The sequence below is a fragment of the Exiguobacterium sp. KKT215 genome (genome assembly GCF_055635335.1).
Window position 1 is genome coordinate 855,275 of sequence record NZ_CM145756.1, and the last position, 14,024, is coordinate 869,298.

General features: G+C 53.5%; 15 protein-coding genes and 1 tRNA gene. 14 read left to right on the top strand and 2 right to left on the bottom strand.

From position 1 onward, the window contains the following. Positions 1-14 precede the first annotated feature (14 nt). The 6 genes from rapZ (at position 15) to ACZ2GZ_RS04550 (ending at position 4,307) form a co-directional block, all read left to right on the top strand. On the top strand, positions 15-887 hold the full coding sequence (gene rapZ, locus ACZ2GZ_RS04525; protein ID WP_029595053.1) for an RNase adapter RapZ: 873 nt from the start codon (positions 15-17) through the stop codon (positions 885-887). Between the two features lies 1 nt (position 888). Then, positions 889-1,884 carry a gluconeogenesis factor YvcK family protein gene (locus ACZ2GZ_RS04530; protein ID WP_029595054.1) on the top strand — a complete coding sequence of 332 codons (996 nt, stop codon included), beginning with the start codon at positions 889-891 and terminating at the stop codon, positions 1,882-1,884. A gap of 31 nt (positions 1,885-1,915) precedes the next feature. Then, positions 1,916-2,869 (top strand): DNA-binding protein WhiA, encoded by a 954-nt coding sequence (gene whiA / locus ACZ2GZ_RS04535; RefSeq protein WP_029595055.1) that lies wholly within the window; start codon positions 1,916-1,918, stop codon positions 2,867-2,869. Positions 2,870-2,956: 87 nt separating this feature from the next. Continuing rightward, a complete protein-coding gene (locus ACZ2GZ_RS04540; RefSeq protein ID WP_021065439.1) occupies positions 2,957-3,193 on the top strand; it encodes a hypothetical protein in 237 nt (78 codons plus the stop codon). A gap of 95 nt (positions 3,194-3,288) precedes the next feature. Next, a complete protein-coding gene (locus ACZ2GZ_RS04545) occupies positions 3,289-3,804 on the top strand; it encodes a DUF2179 domain-containing protein (protein ID WP_021065440.1) in 516 nt (171 codons plus the stop codon). 62 nt (positions 3,805-3,866) lie between these two features. After that, positions 3,867-4,307, top strand: a complete 441-nt coding sequence (locus tag ACZ2GZ_RS04550) for a hypothetical protein (protein WP_029595056.1) — start codon at positions 3,867-3,869, stop codon at positions 4,305-4,307. 39 nt (positions 4,308-4,346) lie between these two features. Here the strand turns inward: ACZ2GZ_RS04550 and clpP are convergent, their stop codons facing one another. Both clpP and ACZ2GZ_RS04560 read right to left on the bottom strand, forming a co-directional pair. After that, positions 4,347-4,922 carry an ATP-dependent Clp endopeptidase proteolytic subunit ClpP gene (gene clpP / locus ACZ2GZ_RS04555; protein ID WP_021065442.1) on the bottom strand — a complete coding sequence of 192 codons (576 nt, stop codon included), beginning with the start codon at positions 4,920-4,922 and terminating at the stop codon, positions 4,347-4,349. Positions 4,923-5,076: 154 nt separating this feature from the next. Then, positions 5,077-5,149 (bottom strand) — tRNA-Arg (locus ACZ2GZ_RS04560). Positions 5,150-5,272: 123 nt separating this feature from the next. Between ACZ2GZ_RS04560 and ACZ2GZ_RS04565 the strand changes: the two genes are divergently transcribed. The 8 genes from ACZ2GZ_RS04565 to eno all read left to right on the top strand — a co-directional run bounded on the left by ACZ2GZ_RS04565 (position 5,273) and on the right by eno (position 13,802). Continuing rightward, a complete protein-coding gene (locus ACZ2GZ_RS04565; RefSeq protein WP_029595057.1) occupies positions 5,273-6,415 on the top strand; it encodes an RNA polymerase factor sigma-54 in 1,143 nt (380 codons plus the stop codon). Between the two features lies 1 nt (position 6,416). Beyond that, positions 6,417-6,674 (top strand): glutaredoxin family protein, encoded by a 258-nt coding sequence (locus ACZ2GZ_RS04570; protein ID WP_021065444.1) that lies wholly within the window; start codon positions 6,417-6,419, stop codon positions 6,672-6,674. Positions 6,675-6,783: 109 nt separating this feature from the next. Next, entirely contained in the window at positions 6,784-7,812 is a 1,029-nt protein-coding gene (locus ACZ2GZ_RS04575) for a sugar-binding transcriptional regulator (RefSeq protein WP_021065445.1), read from the top strand. 59 nt (positions 7,813-7,871) lie between these two features. Further along, on the top strand, positions 7,872-8,879 hold the full coding sequence (gap, locus tag ACZ2GZ_RS04580; RefSeq protein WP_021065446.1) for a type I glyceraldehyde-3-phosphate dehydrogenase: 1,008 nt from the start codon (positions 7,872-7,874) through the stop codon (positions 8,877-8,879). Between the two features lie 98 nt (positions 8,880-8,977). Then, positions 8,978-10,162: a phosphoglycerate kinase gene (locus ACZ2GZ_RS04585; RefSeq protein WP_131472331.1), complete on the top strand. Its 1,185-nt coding sequence runs from the start codon at positions 8,978-8,980 to the stop codon at positions 10,160-10,162. Positions 10,163-10,180: 18 nt separating this feature from the next. Then, entirely contained in the window at positions 10,181-10,933 is a 753-nt protein-coding gene (gene tpiA / locus ACZ2GZ_RS04590; protein WP_021065448.1) for a triose-phosphate isomerase, read from the top strand. Continuing rightward, on the top strand, positions 10,934-12,472 hold the full coding sequence (gpmI, locus tag ACZ2GZ_RS04595; RefSeq protein WP_131472333.1) for a 2,3-bisphosphoglycerate-independent phosphoglycerate mutase: 1,539 nt from the start codon (positions 10,934-10,936) through the stop codon (positions 12,470-12,472). It abuts the gene before it with no gap. A 37-nt stretch (positions 12,473-12,509) separates the two neighbouring features. Beyond that, on the top strand, positions 12,510-13,802 hold the full coding sequence (gene eno, locus ACZ2GZ_RS04600) for a phosphopyruvate hydratase (protein ID WP_021065450.1): 1,293 nt from the start codon (positions 12,510-12,512) through the stop codon (positions 13,800-13,802). The last annotated feature ends 222 nt before the right edge of the window (positions 13,803-14,024 follow it).

Below are 14,024 nucleotides of genomic sequence, written 5' to 3' on the forward strand. Positions count from 1 at the left end.
GGGGCGTCAGTGACATGGAAGACTTTAAAGGATTAGAAGAATTGATCATCATCAGCGGGATGAGCGGGGCCGGGAAATCGGTCGCAATGAATAGCTTTGAGGATCTCGGCTATTTTTGCGTCGATAACTTGCCGCCGGTGCTCTTGCCGCAATTGATCGATGTCATCAGCTCGGTCCGGCCGAAGATCGCCGTCGCGATCGACACACGGACGCGCGACTTCATCGACAGCCTGTTCATCGTCATCGACGACTTGGAACAGAAGAACGTGCACCCGCACTTGTTGTATCTCGACACACGGGACGAAGTGCTCGTGCGCCGCTACAAGGAGACGCGCCGGTCGCATCCGCTCGCCCCGGAAGACGCACCGCTCGTCGGCATCGGGATGGAGCGCTCGTTGCTCGAAGGGTTCCGTGACCGGGCCCATACGCTCTACGATACGAGCGACTTGAAGCCGCAGATGCTCAAAGACCGCATCTTGCTCCAGTTCAACGAGGAACGGATCCCGTTCACGGTCAACTTCATGTCGTTCGGGTTCAAACACGGCGTCCCGCTCGACATCGACCTGTTGTTCGACGTCCGCTTCATCACGAACCCGTTCTATATCCCGGAACTCCGTCCGCTCACTGGGCAGACGGAAGAAGTTCAGAACTACGTCATGTCGCACCCCGAGGCGCGGGCGTTCTATAAAAAATTGATCGACATGCTCGAATTCCTGTTGCCGCAGTACAAGCGCGAAGGGAAGACGCAAGTCGTCGTCGCCTTCGGCTGTACGGGCGGGAAGCACCGTTCGATCACGTTCGCCGAGAAAGTGTCGGCCCATTTCGCCGAGCGCTATAACGTCAAGACCGTCCATCGCGACCTCGCGCATGCGACGAAGGAGAAGTAAGATGAGACGCGAAAGGAAAGTTGTGGCCATCGGTGGCGGTACGGGCCTCTCGACGCTCGTACGGGGCTTGAAGCACTATCCGCTCGATATAACGGCCATCGTCACGGTCGGGGACGACGGGGGCAGCTCGGGACGCCTCCGTGACGAGTTCCACATGTTACCGCCGGGCGATATCCGGAACGTCATCCTCGCTTTGTCCGAGGTCGAGCCGCTCATGGACAAGATTCTGCAATATCGGTTCGACAGCGGCTTTGGGCTCGAAGGCCACTCGCTCGGCAACCTCATGCTGACGGCGGCGACGCACATCTGTGAAGGCTCGTTCGTCAAGGCGGTCGACGTCTTGTCGCAGCTGTTGAACGCCCAGGGCAAGGTGCTCCCGGTGACGGAGACGCTCATGACGCTCGCGGCCGAGTTCGAGGACGGGACGATCGTCAAAGGCGAATCGAAAATCCCGCTCGTCGAAAAACCGATCAAACGCCTATTTTTGCTCGAAGAGGGCATCAAGCCGGCGGCCGGTGTCGTCGAGGCGATCGAGGGCGCGGATTTGATTGTGCTTGGACCAGGGAGCTTATATACGAGCATCATCCCGAACCTGTTGATTCCGGAAGTGCGCGACGCCATCGTCCGCTCCGGGAAGCCGGTCGTCTATATTTGCAACGTCATGACGCAACCGGGCGAGACGAAAGGGTACGACGCGATGAAGCATTTGAAATCGATTGAGGCGTATCTCGGCAAGTCGACGGTCGACACGATCGTCGTCAATAACGAGCCGATCGAGGACATCTATTTAGAGCGTTACCTCGAGGACGGCTCGGAAGAGGTCCGTTTCGATCGCAAGAAGCTTCGGAACTATGGCACGAATGTGCTCGCCGGTGACATCGTCGACTATAATCGCGATTACATCCGCCACGACTCGGACGCCATCGCCGGCCTCGTCATGCAGCGCGTGCTGCGCATCAAGAAACCACGCTCGTTCCAAGAGCTCGAGCTGAAATAAGTTGTGATTGAACAGAAAGGAGGGGACTGACATGAGCTTTGCCTCTGACGTCAAAAAAGAACTGACGCAACTCGAAGTGACCGATGCCGAGGCGAAAGCGGAACTGTCCGCGCTCGTCCGGATGAACGGGGTCATCTCGCTCGCCTTAGGGCGGGGGATGACGCTCGACGTCTCGACCGAGAACGCCGCCATCGCACGCCGAATCTATTCCCTCATGAAACGGCTGTACGACCATCATCTTGATTTGTTCGTACGGAAGAAAATGCGGTTAAAGAAGAACAACGTCTATATCGTCCGGGTCGCCCAGCGCGCCGAGACGATGTTGAAGGACCTCGAGATTCTCGGGGAGAATTACGAGATGATTCGGACGCTCAACTCGGATATGACGCGCGACGAGAACCTCGCCCGAGCGTATTTGCGCGGGTCGTTCCTTGCCGGCGGGTCGATCAACCATCCGAAGACGTCGTCGTATCACCTCGAGGTGTACAGCCTGTACGAGAACCATAACCAGGCGCTCCGGGACCTCGCCAACCGCTTCGGCTTGAACGCGAAGACGCTCGAGCGGAAGAAAGGGCATATTCTCTACATTAAAGAGAGCGAGAAAATCTCGGACTTTCTGAAACTTGTCGGGGCGACGCGCGGCATGCTCGACTTCGAGGACGCGCGCATCATCAAGGACATGCGCAACTCCGTCAACCGGCTCGTCAACTGTGAGACGGCGAACTTGAACAAGACCGTCGGGGCGGCACTCCGCCAAGTCGAGAACATCAAGTTCCTCGAGCGCACGGTCGGACTCGAAATCTTGCCGGTCAAACTCCGGGAAATTGCCGAGCTACGGGTCACCCATCAAGACGTCTCGCTCCAAGAACTCGGCGAGATGCTCGAGACGGGACCGATCTCGAAGTCAGGAATCAACCACCGGCTCCGTAAAATCGATCAGATCGCGGACAAGGTGCGCAACGGTGAAGAAATCAGCTCATCGTGACGTTGGTTGCGCCAAAACCATTCTTCCTATATAATTAGCAATTGTGTATAGGACTTTAGAAATGTAACTTAAAGGAGCTTCATGATTATGTCGAATGCAAAGAAAAGAATCTCGCTCACGATTGACGCTGACTTAGACCAGGTCATCACGGAGCGTGCGAAACAAATCGGGATCCCGAAAAGCGCCCTCGTCACGTTCGCGACAAGCCTCTTCCTCAACCAATTGCGGGCGGAAGAAGTACTGTCAGGCGACACGAATGCCATCTATCAGGTCATCCGTAAAGACTATGAACTGCTCACGAGCGTTGATAACTTAGACAAATAATTGCGAAAGGCTGACTCCGGTCAGCCTTTTTTGGTTGCATCCGGCCCTGAAATTTGAAATAGTGGTTGTATTGAATTCGAATGGAGGTCGTTCCAATGGGGCAAATCTTGCTCATCCTAGTATTACAACTCGTCTATGTACCGGTGCTGACGCTTCGTACCATCATGCTCGTCAAAGGAAAAACGATGATTGCGGGGCTGTTCGGTACGCTTGAGACGCTTATCTATATCTTCGCGCTCGGCATCGTGTTCCAAGATTTGACGACGCTCGGGATGATCGTCTATGCGGTCGGCTTCGGACTTGGGATTCTCGTCGGCGGTTACGTCGAGCGGAAACTTGCGATCGGCTACAATATGATTCAAGTCCACACACAAGAGTTCCCGGCCGAGCTCATCCAGAAGATGCGCGACAGCGGCTACGGGGTGACGCACTACCAAGGGCAGGGACGTGACGGCATCCGCTATCGTCTCGATGTCTTGGCAGCGCGGACACGGATGAAGGATTTGCGCCAGATGGTCGAGGAGTATGAGCCGAAGGCGTTCCTCGTCGCATTCGATCCGATTGACTTTAAAGGCGGCTATATGATGAAAGGGCTCCGACGCCCGAAATGAACGGGACGACTCACGGAAGTGGGTCGTTTTTTCGTGGAACGGGGAATACAAGAACAAAGGAGATGAGCGGGTTGAGACGAAAAGGGTTATGGATCGTCGTGGTTGGGTTGATTCTCGTCGGCGGCGCGTTGTTGGCCACCTCGTTTTGGAAGTCGGAGTCCTCGATCAAACCGCCGCTCCCGACGGTCCGGGTCGGGTCGGTGACGGCCGAAGTGAAGCAGTCGACGTTCTGCTGGTCCAATGGGGGCGAGGCGGTATGTGAAGACCACGGGTTGCCGGAAGCGGACGACTTGCAGCTCGTGCCCGTCGAACCGGGTGCCGAGATTGATGTCGAGTTCCATGCCGAGCCGTCGAACGTCTCGTTCCATCAAATCATCGACGGGGAGCTCGTACGGTCTGAACCCGTCGTGCCTGACGAACCGGGCGTTTATGTATTCGAGACGGGCGGGGATTGGCCGCAAGGCGATAGCCGCTATGTATTCGGGGTCGAGGTCAAAGAGTAAACAAAAACCCCATTCTCCGAGGAGAATGGGGTTGCGTCATTAACGCGTCATGACTTTGTCGATGAGACCGTAGTCTTTCGCTTGTTCAGCTGACATGAAGTAGTCGCGCTCTGTGTCGCGCTCGATCACTTCAAGCGGCTGGCCAGTGTTGTCGGCCATGATTTGGTTCAATTTCTCACGCATCTTGATGATGCGCTCGGCATGGATTTTGATATCCGATGCTTGACCTTGCGTACCGCCGAGCGGTTGGTGAATCATGATTTCCGCGTTTGGAAGCGCGAAGCGTTTGCCTTGTTCACCGGCTTGGAGCAAGAAGGCACCCATCGATGCGGCCATTCCGATACAAATCGTCGACACGTTCGGCTTGATGAAGTTCATCGTGTCATAAATCGCCATTCCGGAAGTGATCGAACCACCCGGGCTGTTGATGTAAAGTGAGATGTCCTTATCTGGGTCCTCGGCTGCAAGGAAGAGAAGCTGGGCGACAATCGAGTTGGCGACGTTGTCGTCGATTGCACTTCCGAGCAAGATGATGCGGTCCTTGAGCAAGCGTGAGTAAATATCGTACGCGCGTTCCCCGCGACCTGTTTGTTCGATAACTGTTGGAATTAACATTGAATCTGCCTCCTTTATGTAGGTTGTAAACATATCATACCGCTATAGTCAATGTTGGTCAAACGATAGTCATCGTTTTTGACCTATTCCACGGTTTGACGATTCTAAAACGACAAAAGAGGCCAGGCATATGTTGCCTGACCTCTTGCTATGATACACCCGGAGAGATTCGAACTCCCGACACCTGGCACCGGAAACCAGTGCTCTATCCCCTGAGCTACGGGTGCATGTTCTCTGACACGATTTATTATACATTTGTTTTTTTAAAAAAGCAATCCTGTTCGGCTCACTTTTTTTTGAGCGCGATTTCCCGCTGTTCGTTACAATAAGAAGCGAGAGGGGTGTGACCGATGCAACGGCAAGAACAGCAACAACTTCAAACACAACAGCTGACCCAGGACATGGTTCGGCGGCTGCCGATTCTCGAGGCGGACCGGACCGCGATCGCCTTTCAGCTCGGCCGGTTGGCTCGACGCAATCCATGCATCGCCACGGGGAGCGGTGCGGTCGAATGGGTAGCCGATACGGCGAGTGGGTTCGAGGAGCGATTGTTCGAGCAAATCGAGGAAGGGAGCGGGACTGAGGCCCAGCGCGCGCTCCAGAAACGGCTCGTCCTCGCGCTCGACCATCGTGGTCTGCTACCGGAGAGCGACTTCGTGCTCGCCCATCGTTTCGAGGTCGATGTGGCGGACATTGAGGCGGCGCGCCAGGCGCTCTTGTTTCTAGAACCGACAGGGATTGGGGCGAAGAATGAGCGCGACTGCCAATATCGGCATGCGATTGAACATGACGACCCACTCGTCTTGGACGTGTTCGAGGCGCTCGACGCGAACCTTGATGACATCCCGGGACGACTCGACATCTCGGTTGCTGAGTACGAACGGGCGACGCGTATCGTGGCGACACTCCCGAAGACGCCATTATTATATGAAGGAACCGAACCCGTCGTCCCGGAACTTGAAGTCGTCCGTCGTGACGGTGAGCTCGTGACGACATGGTTCAGCCCGACGCTCGATGCGGCTCGGGTCGGGGACGATCGCGAGGCGAAATGGTGGCACGAGACGCTCGAGATGCGGAACGCGACGCTTAAATCGGTGTGGGCCGTCATCGCCGAACGCCAACGCGATTGGTTGGACGGGAAGCTCGTCTTGCATCCGTTGACGCGAAAAGAAGTCGCCGAACAAATCGGCAAGCACGAGTCGACCGTCGGCCGGGCGATTCAAGGCAAGTACGTGACGACCGAAGGCGGCGTGATGGCGTGGCGTCACTTTTTCGTCCGGGCGACGCACGGGCAATCGCCGTTCATGGTGAAGAAGGCGCTCGCCGAACTGATTCAACAAGAGACGTCGCCGCTGAGCGATGCCGCACTCATGCGCGAGCTGGACCGGCTCGGCTATACGGTGACACGACGGACCGTGGCGAACTATCGGGAGGCGCTCGGTTTTGGAAACTCGCGGGAGCGGGAACGACAACTATGGAAAGGAGGGGACTGACATGGTCCTGACGTTATACCGCCGCGCCAACTGTTCGCTCTGCGAGGAGGCACTCGTCATGCTCGAATGGCTCATGGAAGACTATCCGTTCGAGCTCGAGCAGATCGACATCACCGGCAACGAAGAACTTGAGGCGAAGTACTTGTTTGAGATCCCTGTCGTCTTACACGAGGGGCGTGTCATTAGTCAAGGTCGATACGATGACAGTAAAGTTGAAGATTTTGTTAAGTATACGCTTACATCGAAAAAAAACGTTTGAAGGGGTTGCAAGACGGAAAGGTGATTGATAAGATGAAGTCGTAGCGGTGGGACGCAAATATAAAAGTGGGACGAAAATTGTCCATGCTTTAAGTCGAGGGGGAATGAGTATGATCCAGCAGCTGATTCAAGTTCAGAAGCAAATCGTTCCCGACATGCTCGATACGCTCCGACATCGTTACGATATCTTACATTATGTCCGTTTGATGCAGCCGATCGGCCGCAGGACATTGGCCACAAGCCTCGGGCTGACGGAACGAATCCTAAGACGAGAAGTCGACTTCTTGAAAGACCAAGGTCTATTGATGGTCGCTACTCAAGGTATTTCCCTTACGGAATCGGGCCGAAACGTTCTCCGGGACTTGCACGAGGTCATGGGAGAGATCCTAGGCATCTCGGAAGTCGCACGAGAACTCGAGCGCAAACTAGGCGTTCGCCAAGTCGTCATCGTACCGGGTGATTCCGACGAGACGTTCTGGGTCCAGCGAGATATCGGTCGGGCCGCCGTCACGCAACTGAAAGCGCGACTGGCACCGGACGACAATATCATCGCGGTCACAGGCGGGACGACGATGGCATCGGTTGCGGCCATGATGTCGCCCGATAAAAAAGAACGGCCGATGCATTTCGTGCCAGCACGCGGCGGACTCGGAGAAACGCTCGAGTTACAGGCGAACACCGTCTGTTCTCGGATGGCCGACCGGGCCCATGCCGACTATCATTTACTCCACATTCCGGACGAGGTATCGCAAGAGACGTTCGAGCGGATGGTGGAGGAACCTAGCATTAAAAATGTACTGGAAATGATTAGAGCGGCGCGAATTGTGGTACATGGAATTGGTGAGGCGGAAACGATGGCGAAACGCCGTCATGCGTCACCAGAGCATTTGCGGATGATCGAACGGCACGATGCCGTCGCCGAAGCGTTCGGATATTATTTCAACGCGGAAGGTGAAATCGTGCACCGGGTCAAGACGGTCGGGATTCAATTGGAGGAGCTCGACGACATGGACACCGTCATCGCTGTCGCCGGAGGAAAGTCGAAGGCACAGGCGATCGCCGCATATGCGAAACACACGCCGAACATCATCCTCGTCACAGACGAAGGTGCGGCGACAGAATTATTAACTCGTTATTAAAGAGTTGACCCCCGTTGGCTCTTCAATAAATAGCTTCTACCCTAAGGAGGAAATTAACTATGGCAGTAAAAGTTGGTATTAACGGATTTGGACGTATTGGTCGTTTGGCATTCCGCGAGATCATCAAAAACGAAGGAATCGAAGTTGTTGCAATCAACGACTTGACTGACACGAAGATGCTTGCTCACCTTCTCAAGTACGACACGACTCAAGGTCGTTTCGACGGAGACGTTGAAGTACACGACGATCACTTCCTCGTAAACGGCGAGAAAGTCATCACACTTGCTAACCGTAACCCAGAAGAACTTCCATGGGGCGAGCTCGGTGTTGACATCGTACTCGAATGTACTGGATTCTTCACAGACAAAGAAAAAGCGGAGCTTCACTTGAAAGCTGGCGCGAAAAAAGTTGTCATCTCGGCTCCAGCTACAGGTGATATGAAGACTGTCGTTTATAACACAAACCACGACATCCTCGATGGTACAGAGACAGTAATCTCTGGTGCTTCATGTACGACAAACTGCTTGGCGCCAATGGCTAAAGTTCTCCAAGACCAGTTCGGAATCATCGAAGGTCTTATGACAACAATCCACGCTTACACAGGCGACCAAAACACGCTTGACGCTCCACACCCGAAAGGCGACTTCCGTCGTGCGCGTGCGGCAGCAGCTAACATCGTACCGAACACAACTGGTGCGGCTAAAGCAATCGGCCTCGTTATCCCAGAACTTCAAGGTAAACTTGACGGTGCGGCACAACGTGTACCAGTTGCTACAGGTTCACTCACAGAGCTCGTAACAGTTCTTGAGAAAACTGTATCTGTTGACGAAATCAACGCAGCAATGAAAGCAGCAGCGAACGAGTCTTACGGTTACACTGAAGACGAAATCGTATCTTCTGACATCGTCGGAATCACTTACGGTTCACTCTTCGATGCAACACAAACTAAAGTAATGACAGTTGGCGACAAGCAACTCGTTAAGACAGTTTCTTGGTACGACAACGAAATGTCTTACACTGCACAATTGGTTCGCACACTCAAGCACTTCGCTGAAATCGCGAAGTAAGTTCGTGAACTAAATAGAATCAAATAGGAGCGGAAACAAGAGATTGTTCTCCGCTCTATTTATGAAATTGACACGCACGACATATGGAGGCGAAGGTTATGAACAAACAGTCTATTCGTGACATCGATGTAAAAGGGAAACGCGTCTTTTGCCGCGTTGACTTCAACGTTCCACTCAAAGATGGCGTCATTCAAGATGAAACGCGGATTCAAGCGGCACTTCCAACGATCAAGCACTTGATCGACGGCGGCGCGAAAGTCATTTTGGCGAGCCACCTCGGCCGTCCAAAAGGCGAGAAGAACCTCGAGTTCTCACTCGCACCGGTCGCTACACGTCTCGCTGAACTTCTCGGCAAAGAAGTACCCCTCGTCGAAGAGGCGTACGGTCCAGTCGCAGAAGAAGCCGTTTCAAAACTTGGTGAAGGTGACGTCGTCGTTCTCGAGAACGTCCGTTTCTACCCTGGTGAAACGAAAAACGATCCAGAACTCGCGAAAGGTTTCGCGGCACTCGCTGATATCTTCGTCAACGACGCGTTCGGTGCGGCTCACCGTGCCCACGCTTCGACAGAAGGCATCGCGCACCACGTCGACCACGCGGTTGCTGGTTTCTTGATGGAGAAAGAACTTGAAGTCCTCGGCAAGGCACTCTCGAATCCAGACCGTCCGTTCACGGCGATTATCGGCGGATCGAAAGTTGCTGACAAGATTGGGGTCATCGACCACCTTCTTGACATCGTTGACACACTCATCATCGGTGGCGGTCTCTCGTACACGTTCTCGAAAGCACTCGGGCACGAAGTCGGAACGTCACTCCTTGAAGAAGACAAGCTCGACCTCGCTCGTCAATTCATGAAAAAAGCAGAAGACAAAGGCGTGAAGTTCTTGATGCCGGTCGACTGTGTCATTGCGAAAGAATTCGGCGAAGAGACATACGTCGGACCAGTCGATATCGACTCGATCCCTGCGGATCACATGGGTCTTGATATCGGACCGAAGACAGTCGAAATTTACGCGGAAGCGATTCGCGAATCGAAACTTGTCGTTTGGAACGGACCGATGGGCGTATTCGAACTCGATAAGTACGCTAACGGAACGAAAGGTGTCGCTCAAGCACTCGCAGACAGCGACGCATACTCAATCATCGGTGGTGGTGACTCAGCCGCGGCAGCAGCCAAGTTCGGCCTTGCTGACCAAATGAGCCACATCTCGACTGGTGGCGGCGCTTCACTCGAATTCATGGAAGGCAAGAAACTTCCAGGCGTCGAAGCGTTGAACGACAAGTAAAACAGAGGAGGGTTATCGATGCGTAAACCGATTATTGCAGGTAACTGGAAAATGAACAAAACACTCTCGGAAGCCGTCGCTTTCGTAGAGGAAGTTAAAAACAATATCCCGTCAACGGACAAAGTTGACGCGGCGATTGGTGCACCAGCAGTATTCTTGGCCCCAATGGTAGAAGCGGCTAAAGGATCGAACTTGAAACTCAGTGCACAAAACATGTACGACAAAGACAGCGGGGCATACACAGGCGAAATCAGCCCGGCCATGGTCGCTGACCTCGGCGTGACATATGTCATCCTTGGACACTCAGAGCGTCGCGAATACTTCGGCGAATCAGATGCATTCATCAACAGCAAAACGAAAAAAGCGTTCGAACACGGTCTTACGCCAATCGTTTGTGTCGGTGAGACATTGGAAGAGCGCGAAGGCGGCAAGTTCGAAGAAGTCATCAAGACGCAAGTCGAAGGTGGCCTCGCGGACCTCTCAGCTGACCAAGTCAAACAACTCGTCATCGCGTATGAGCCAGTTTGGGCAATCGGCACTGGTAAATCAGCGGACGAAGCAGATGCGCAAAGCTCATGCAAATATGTTCGTGACGTGGTAAAAGGTCTTTACGGTGAAGACGTGGCGGCTGCGGTTCGCATCCAATACGGCGGTTCTGTAAAACCTGAGAACATCAAGGAGTATATGGCACAAGAAGACATCGACGGCGCACTCGTCGGCGGTGCTTCACTTGAAGCTGCTTCGTTCCTCAAGTTGTTGGAGGCGATTTAAATGGCAAGACCAGTCGCCCTCATCATCTTGGATGGTTTTGGAATGCGGAACGAGACGTTCGGTAATGCGGTCGCTGCGGCGAACAAACCGAACTTCGACCGCTTCTGGGAGCAGTATCCACATACGCTCTTGAACGCGAAAGGCGAGTACGTCGGCCTTCCGGAAGGTCAGATGGGGAACTCGGAAGTCGGTCACTTGAACATCGGTGCCGGCCGGGTCGTCTATCAGTCACTTTCACGCGTCAACAACGCCATCAAAGACCGTTCACTCTTCGACCGCCAAGCGATGAATCACTTGGCCGGACATGTGAAAAAGTATGATTCGAGCCTCCACATCATGGGCCTCGTCTCAGACGGTGGGATTCACTCTCACATCAACCACATGTACGCCATCGTCGAGTTCGCAAAACTCCACGGCATTGAAAAAGTTTACATTCACGCTTTCACGGACGGCCGTGACTGTGATCCGAAATCAGGCGCTGGCTTCCTCGAACAGACGGAAGCGAAGCTCGCTGAACTCGGACTCGGTCAAGTCGCTAGCGTGTCTGGACGTTACTATGCCATGGACCGCGACAACCGTTGGGAACGCGTCGAGAAAGTATACGACGTGCTCGTCAACGCGAAAGGCGAAGTCGGCACGAATGCAGTCGACGTTCTTAAACAGTCGTATGCAGACGGCTTGACGGATGAATTCGTCTTACCGACGGTCATCGAAAAAGACGGTCAGCCGATTGCGACGATTAAAGACAACGACGCAATCATGTTCTTCAACTTCCGTCCGGACCGGGCGATCGAACTTGCGAAAGTGTTCAAAGAGAAGACCGGCTTCAAAGGCTTCGAACTTTCGAGCGCACATCCAGAGAACATCTTGCTCGTCTCGATGACGAAATTCTCGGATGAAATCGACACGGATATCGTCTTCCCACCAGAAGATTTGAAAAACACGCTCGGTGAGACTCTCGCCGCGCAAGGGTACAAACAGCTCCGCGCTGCGGAAACTGAGAAATACCCGCACGTCACGTTCTTCTTGAACGGACAACAAGAAACACCGTTCGAAGGTGAAGATCGTTTCCTCGTACCGTCACCAAAAGTGGCGACGTACGACTTGAAGCCGGAAATGAGCGCATACGAGCTCACGGAAGGTCTTCTCGAACGCATCGAATCGGACACGTATGACGCGTATATCATCAACTACGCGAACCCGGACATGGTCGGCCATTCCGGTATGCTCGAACCGACGAAGAAAGCTGTCGAAGTTGTCGACGAATGCCTCGGTAAAGTAGTGGACGCACTCATTGCCAAAGGCGGCGCGGCGATCATCACGGCGGACCACGGGAACGCTGACCTTGTCACGAACCCGGACGGCTCACCGATGACAGCCCACACGACGGAACCAGTACCATGTATCGTCACGAAAGAAGGGGTGGAACTGAAACCAGTTCTAGAAGGCGCTTTGTGCGACCTCGCCCCGACGCTCCTTCACCTTCTCGGTGGAGAGCAACCGGCAGAAATGACCGGCACATCAATCGTCACGAAGTAACTCAAATAACTTTCCAAACAAAAAGGAGCGAATTTTCATGTCAATGATTACAGAAATTTACGCACGCGAGATTTTGGATTCACGCGGTAACCCAACAATCGAAGTAGAAGTCTTCACAGAAGACGGCGGTTTCGGCCGTGCCCTCGTCCCATCAGGCGCATCAACTGGTGAGCACGAAGCAGTTGAACTCCGTGATGGCGACAAGTCACGTTACCTTGGTAAAGGCGTACTCAAAGCCGTTGCTAACGTAAACGACACAATCGCACCAGAACTCATCGGCTACGATGTATTCGACCAAAACGCACTCGATAAGAAAATGATCGAGCTCGACGGTACGAAAAACAAAGGTAAACTCGGCGCAAACGCAATCCTTGGTGTCTCTATGGCAGCAGCACACGCAGCAGCAGACGAGCTCGGCCTTCCACTTTACACGTACCTCGGTGGATTCAACGCGAAGACGCTTCCAACTCCAATGATGAACATCATCAACGGTGGTTCGCACGCTGACAACAACGTTGACTTCCAAGAGTTCATGATCATGCCTGTTGGCGCGCCAACGTTCCGCGAAGCGCTCCGCATGGGTGCAGAAGTATTCCACGCCCTCAAATCAGTTCTTTCTGGTATGGGTCTTAACACAGCTGTCGGTGACGAAGGTGGTTTCGCACCAAACCTTAAGTCTAACGAAGAAGCGATCACAGTTATCCTTGAAGCGATCGAAAAAGCTGGTTACAAAGCTGGCGAAGACATCTACCTCGCAATGGACGTTGCGTCTTCTGAGTTCTACGACAAGTCAACTGGCAAGTACGAACTCGCTGGCGAAGGCAAGTCAATGACAACTGCTGAGCTCGTAGACTTCTACGCTGAGCTCGTAAGCAAGTACCCAATCATCTCAATCGAAGACGGTTGCGACGAAAACGACTGGGACGGCTTCAAATTGCTCACTGACAAAATCGGTGACAAAGTTCAGCTCGTTGGGGATGACCTCTTCGTAACGAACACTGAGAAATTGGCTGAAGGTATCGAAAAAGGAATCTCGAACTCGATCCTCATCAAAGTTAACCAAATCGGTACGCTCACAGAAACATTCGACGCGATCGAAATGGCTAAAAAAGCTGGTTACACAGCTGTTATCTCACACCGTTCTGGTGAAACAGAAGATGCGACGATCGCGGACATCGCTGTTGCGACAAACGCTGGTCAAATCAAAACTGGTTCGCTCTCGCGTACAGACCGTATCGCGAAGTACAACCAACTTCTCCGCATCGAAGACATGCTCGGCGATGTAGCGAAATACGACGGTATCAAGTCGTTCTACAACCTCAAAAAATAATTGATTGTTTCAGGTCCGCTCGTGCGGGCCTGTTTTTTTTTGTTGGTGGATCAGACGTTCATCAGACGGTGGGACGCTTTCCTGGGGTGATGCGGATGCCTCCGCAGCGCATGCGCGCTTTACGGGGTCATCCTTGCATCACTCTCCCCAAGGAGTCGCCCACCGTCTGATTCAGTCGCGCGCCAATCTATCGTCTTGCAGGATTCGACAATGGGTGTATGT

Coding starts and splice junctions, on each gene's coding strand:
- eno (WP_021065450.1), top strand. CDS start 12,510: ATGTCAATGATTACAGAAATTTACGCACGCGAGATTTTGGATTCACGC.
- gpmI (WP_131472333.1), top strand. CDS start 10,934: ATGGCAAGACCAGTCGCCCTCATCATCTTGGATGGTTTTGGAATGCGG.
- whiA (WP_029595055.1), top strand. CDS start 1,916: ATGAGCTTTGCCTCTGACGTCAAAAAAGAACTGACGCAACTCGAAGTG.
- rapZ (WP_029595053.1), top strand. CDS start 15: ATGGAAGACTTTAAAGGATTAGAAGAATTGATCATCATCAGCGGGATG.
- ACZ2GZ_RS04575 (WP_021065445.1), top strand. CDS start 6,784: ATGATCCAGCAGCTGATTCAAGTTCAGAAGCAAATCGTTCCCGACATG.
- ACZ2GZ_RS04585 (WP_131472331.1), top strand. CDS start 8,978: ATGAACAAACAGTCTATTCGTGACATCGATGTAAAAGGGAAACGCGTC.
- tpiA (WP_021065448.1), top strand. CDS start 10,181: ATGCGTAAACCGATTATTGCAGGTAACTGGAAAATGAACAAAACACTC.
- ACZ2GZ_RS04565 (WP_029595057.1), top strand. CDS start 5,273: ATGCAACGGCAAGAACAGCAACAACTTCAAACACAACAGCTGACCCAG.
- ACZ2GZ_RS04530 (WP_029595054.1), top strand. CDS start 889: ATGAGACGCGAAAGGAAAGTTGTGGCCATCGGTGGCGGTACGGGCCTC.
- ACZ2GZ_RS04545 (WP_021065440.1), top strand. CDS start 3,289: ATGGGGCAAATCTTGCTCATCCTAGTATTACAACTCGTCTATGTACCG.
- ACZ2GZ_RS04550 (WP_029595056.1), top strand. CDS start 3,867: ATGAGCGGGTTGAGACGAAAAGGGTTATGGATCGTCGTGGTTGGGTTG.
- clpP (WP_021065442.1), bottom strand. CDS start 4,922: ATGTTAATTCCAACAGTTATCGAACAAACAGGTCGCGGGGAACGCGCG.
- ACZ2GZ_RS04540 (WP_021065439.1), top strand. CDS start 2,957: ATGTCGAATGCAAAGAAAAGAATCTCGCTCACGATTGACGCTGACTTA.
- gap (WP_021065446.1), top strand. CDS start 7,872: ATGGCAGTAAAAGTTGGTATTAACGGATTTGGACGTATTGGTCGTTTG.
- ACZ2GZ_RS04570 (WP_021065444.1), top strand. CDS start 6,417: ATGGTCCTGACGTTATACCGCCGCGCCAACTGTTCGCTCTGCGAGGAG.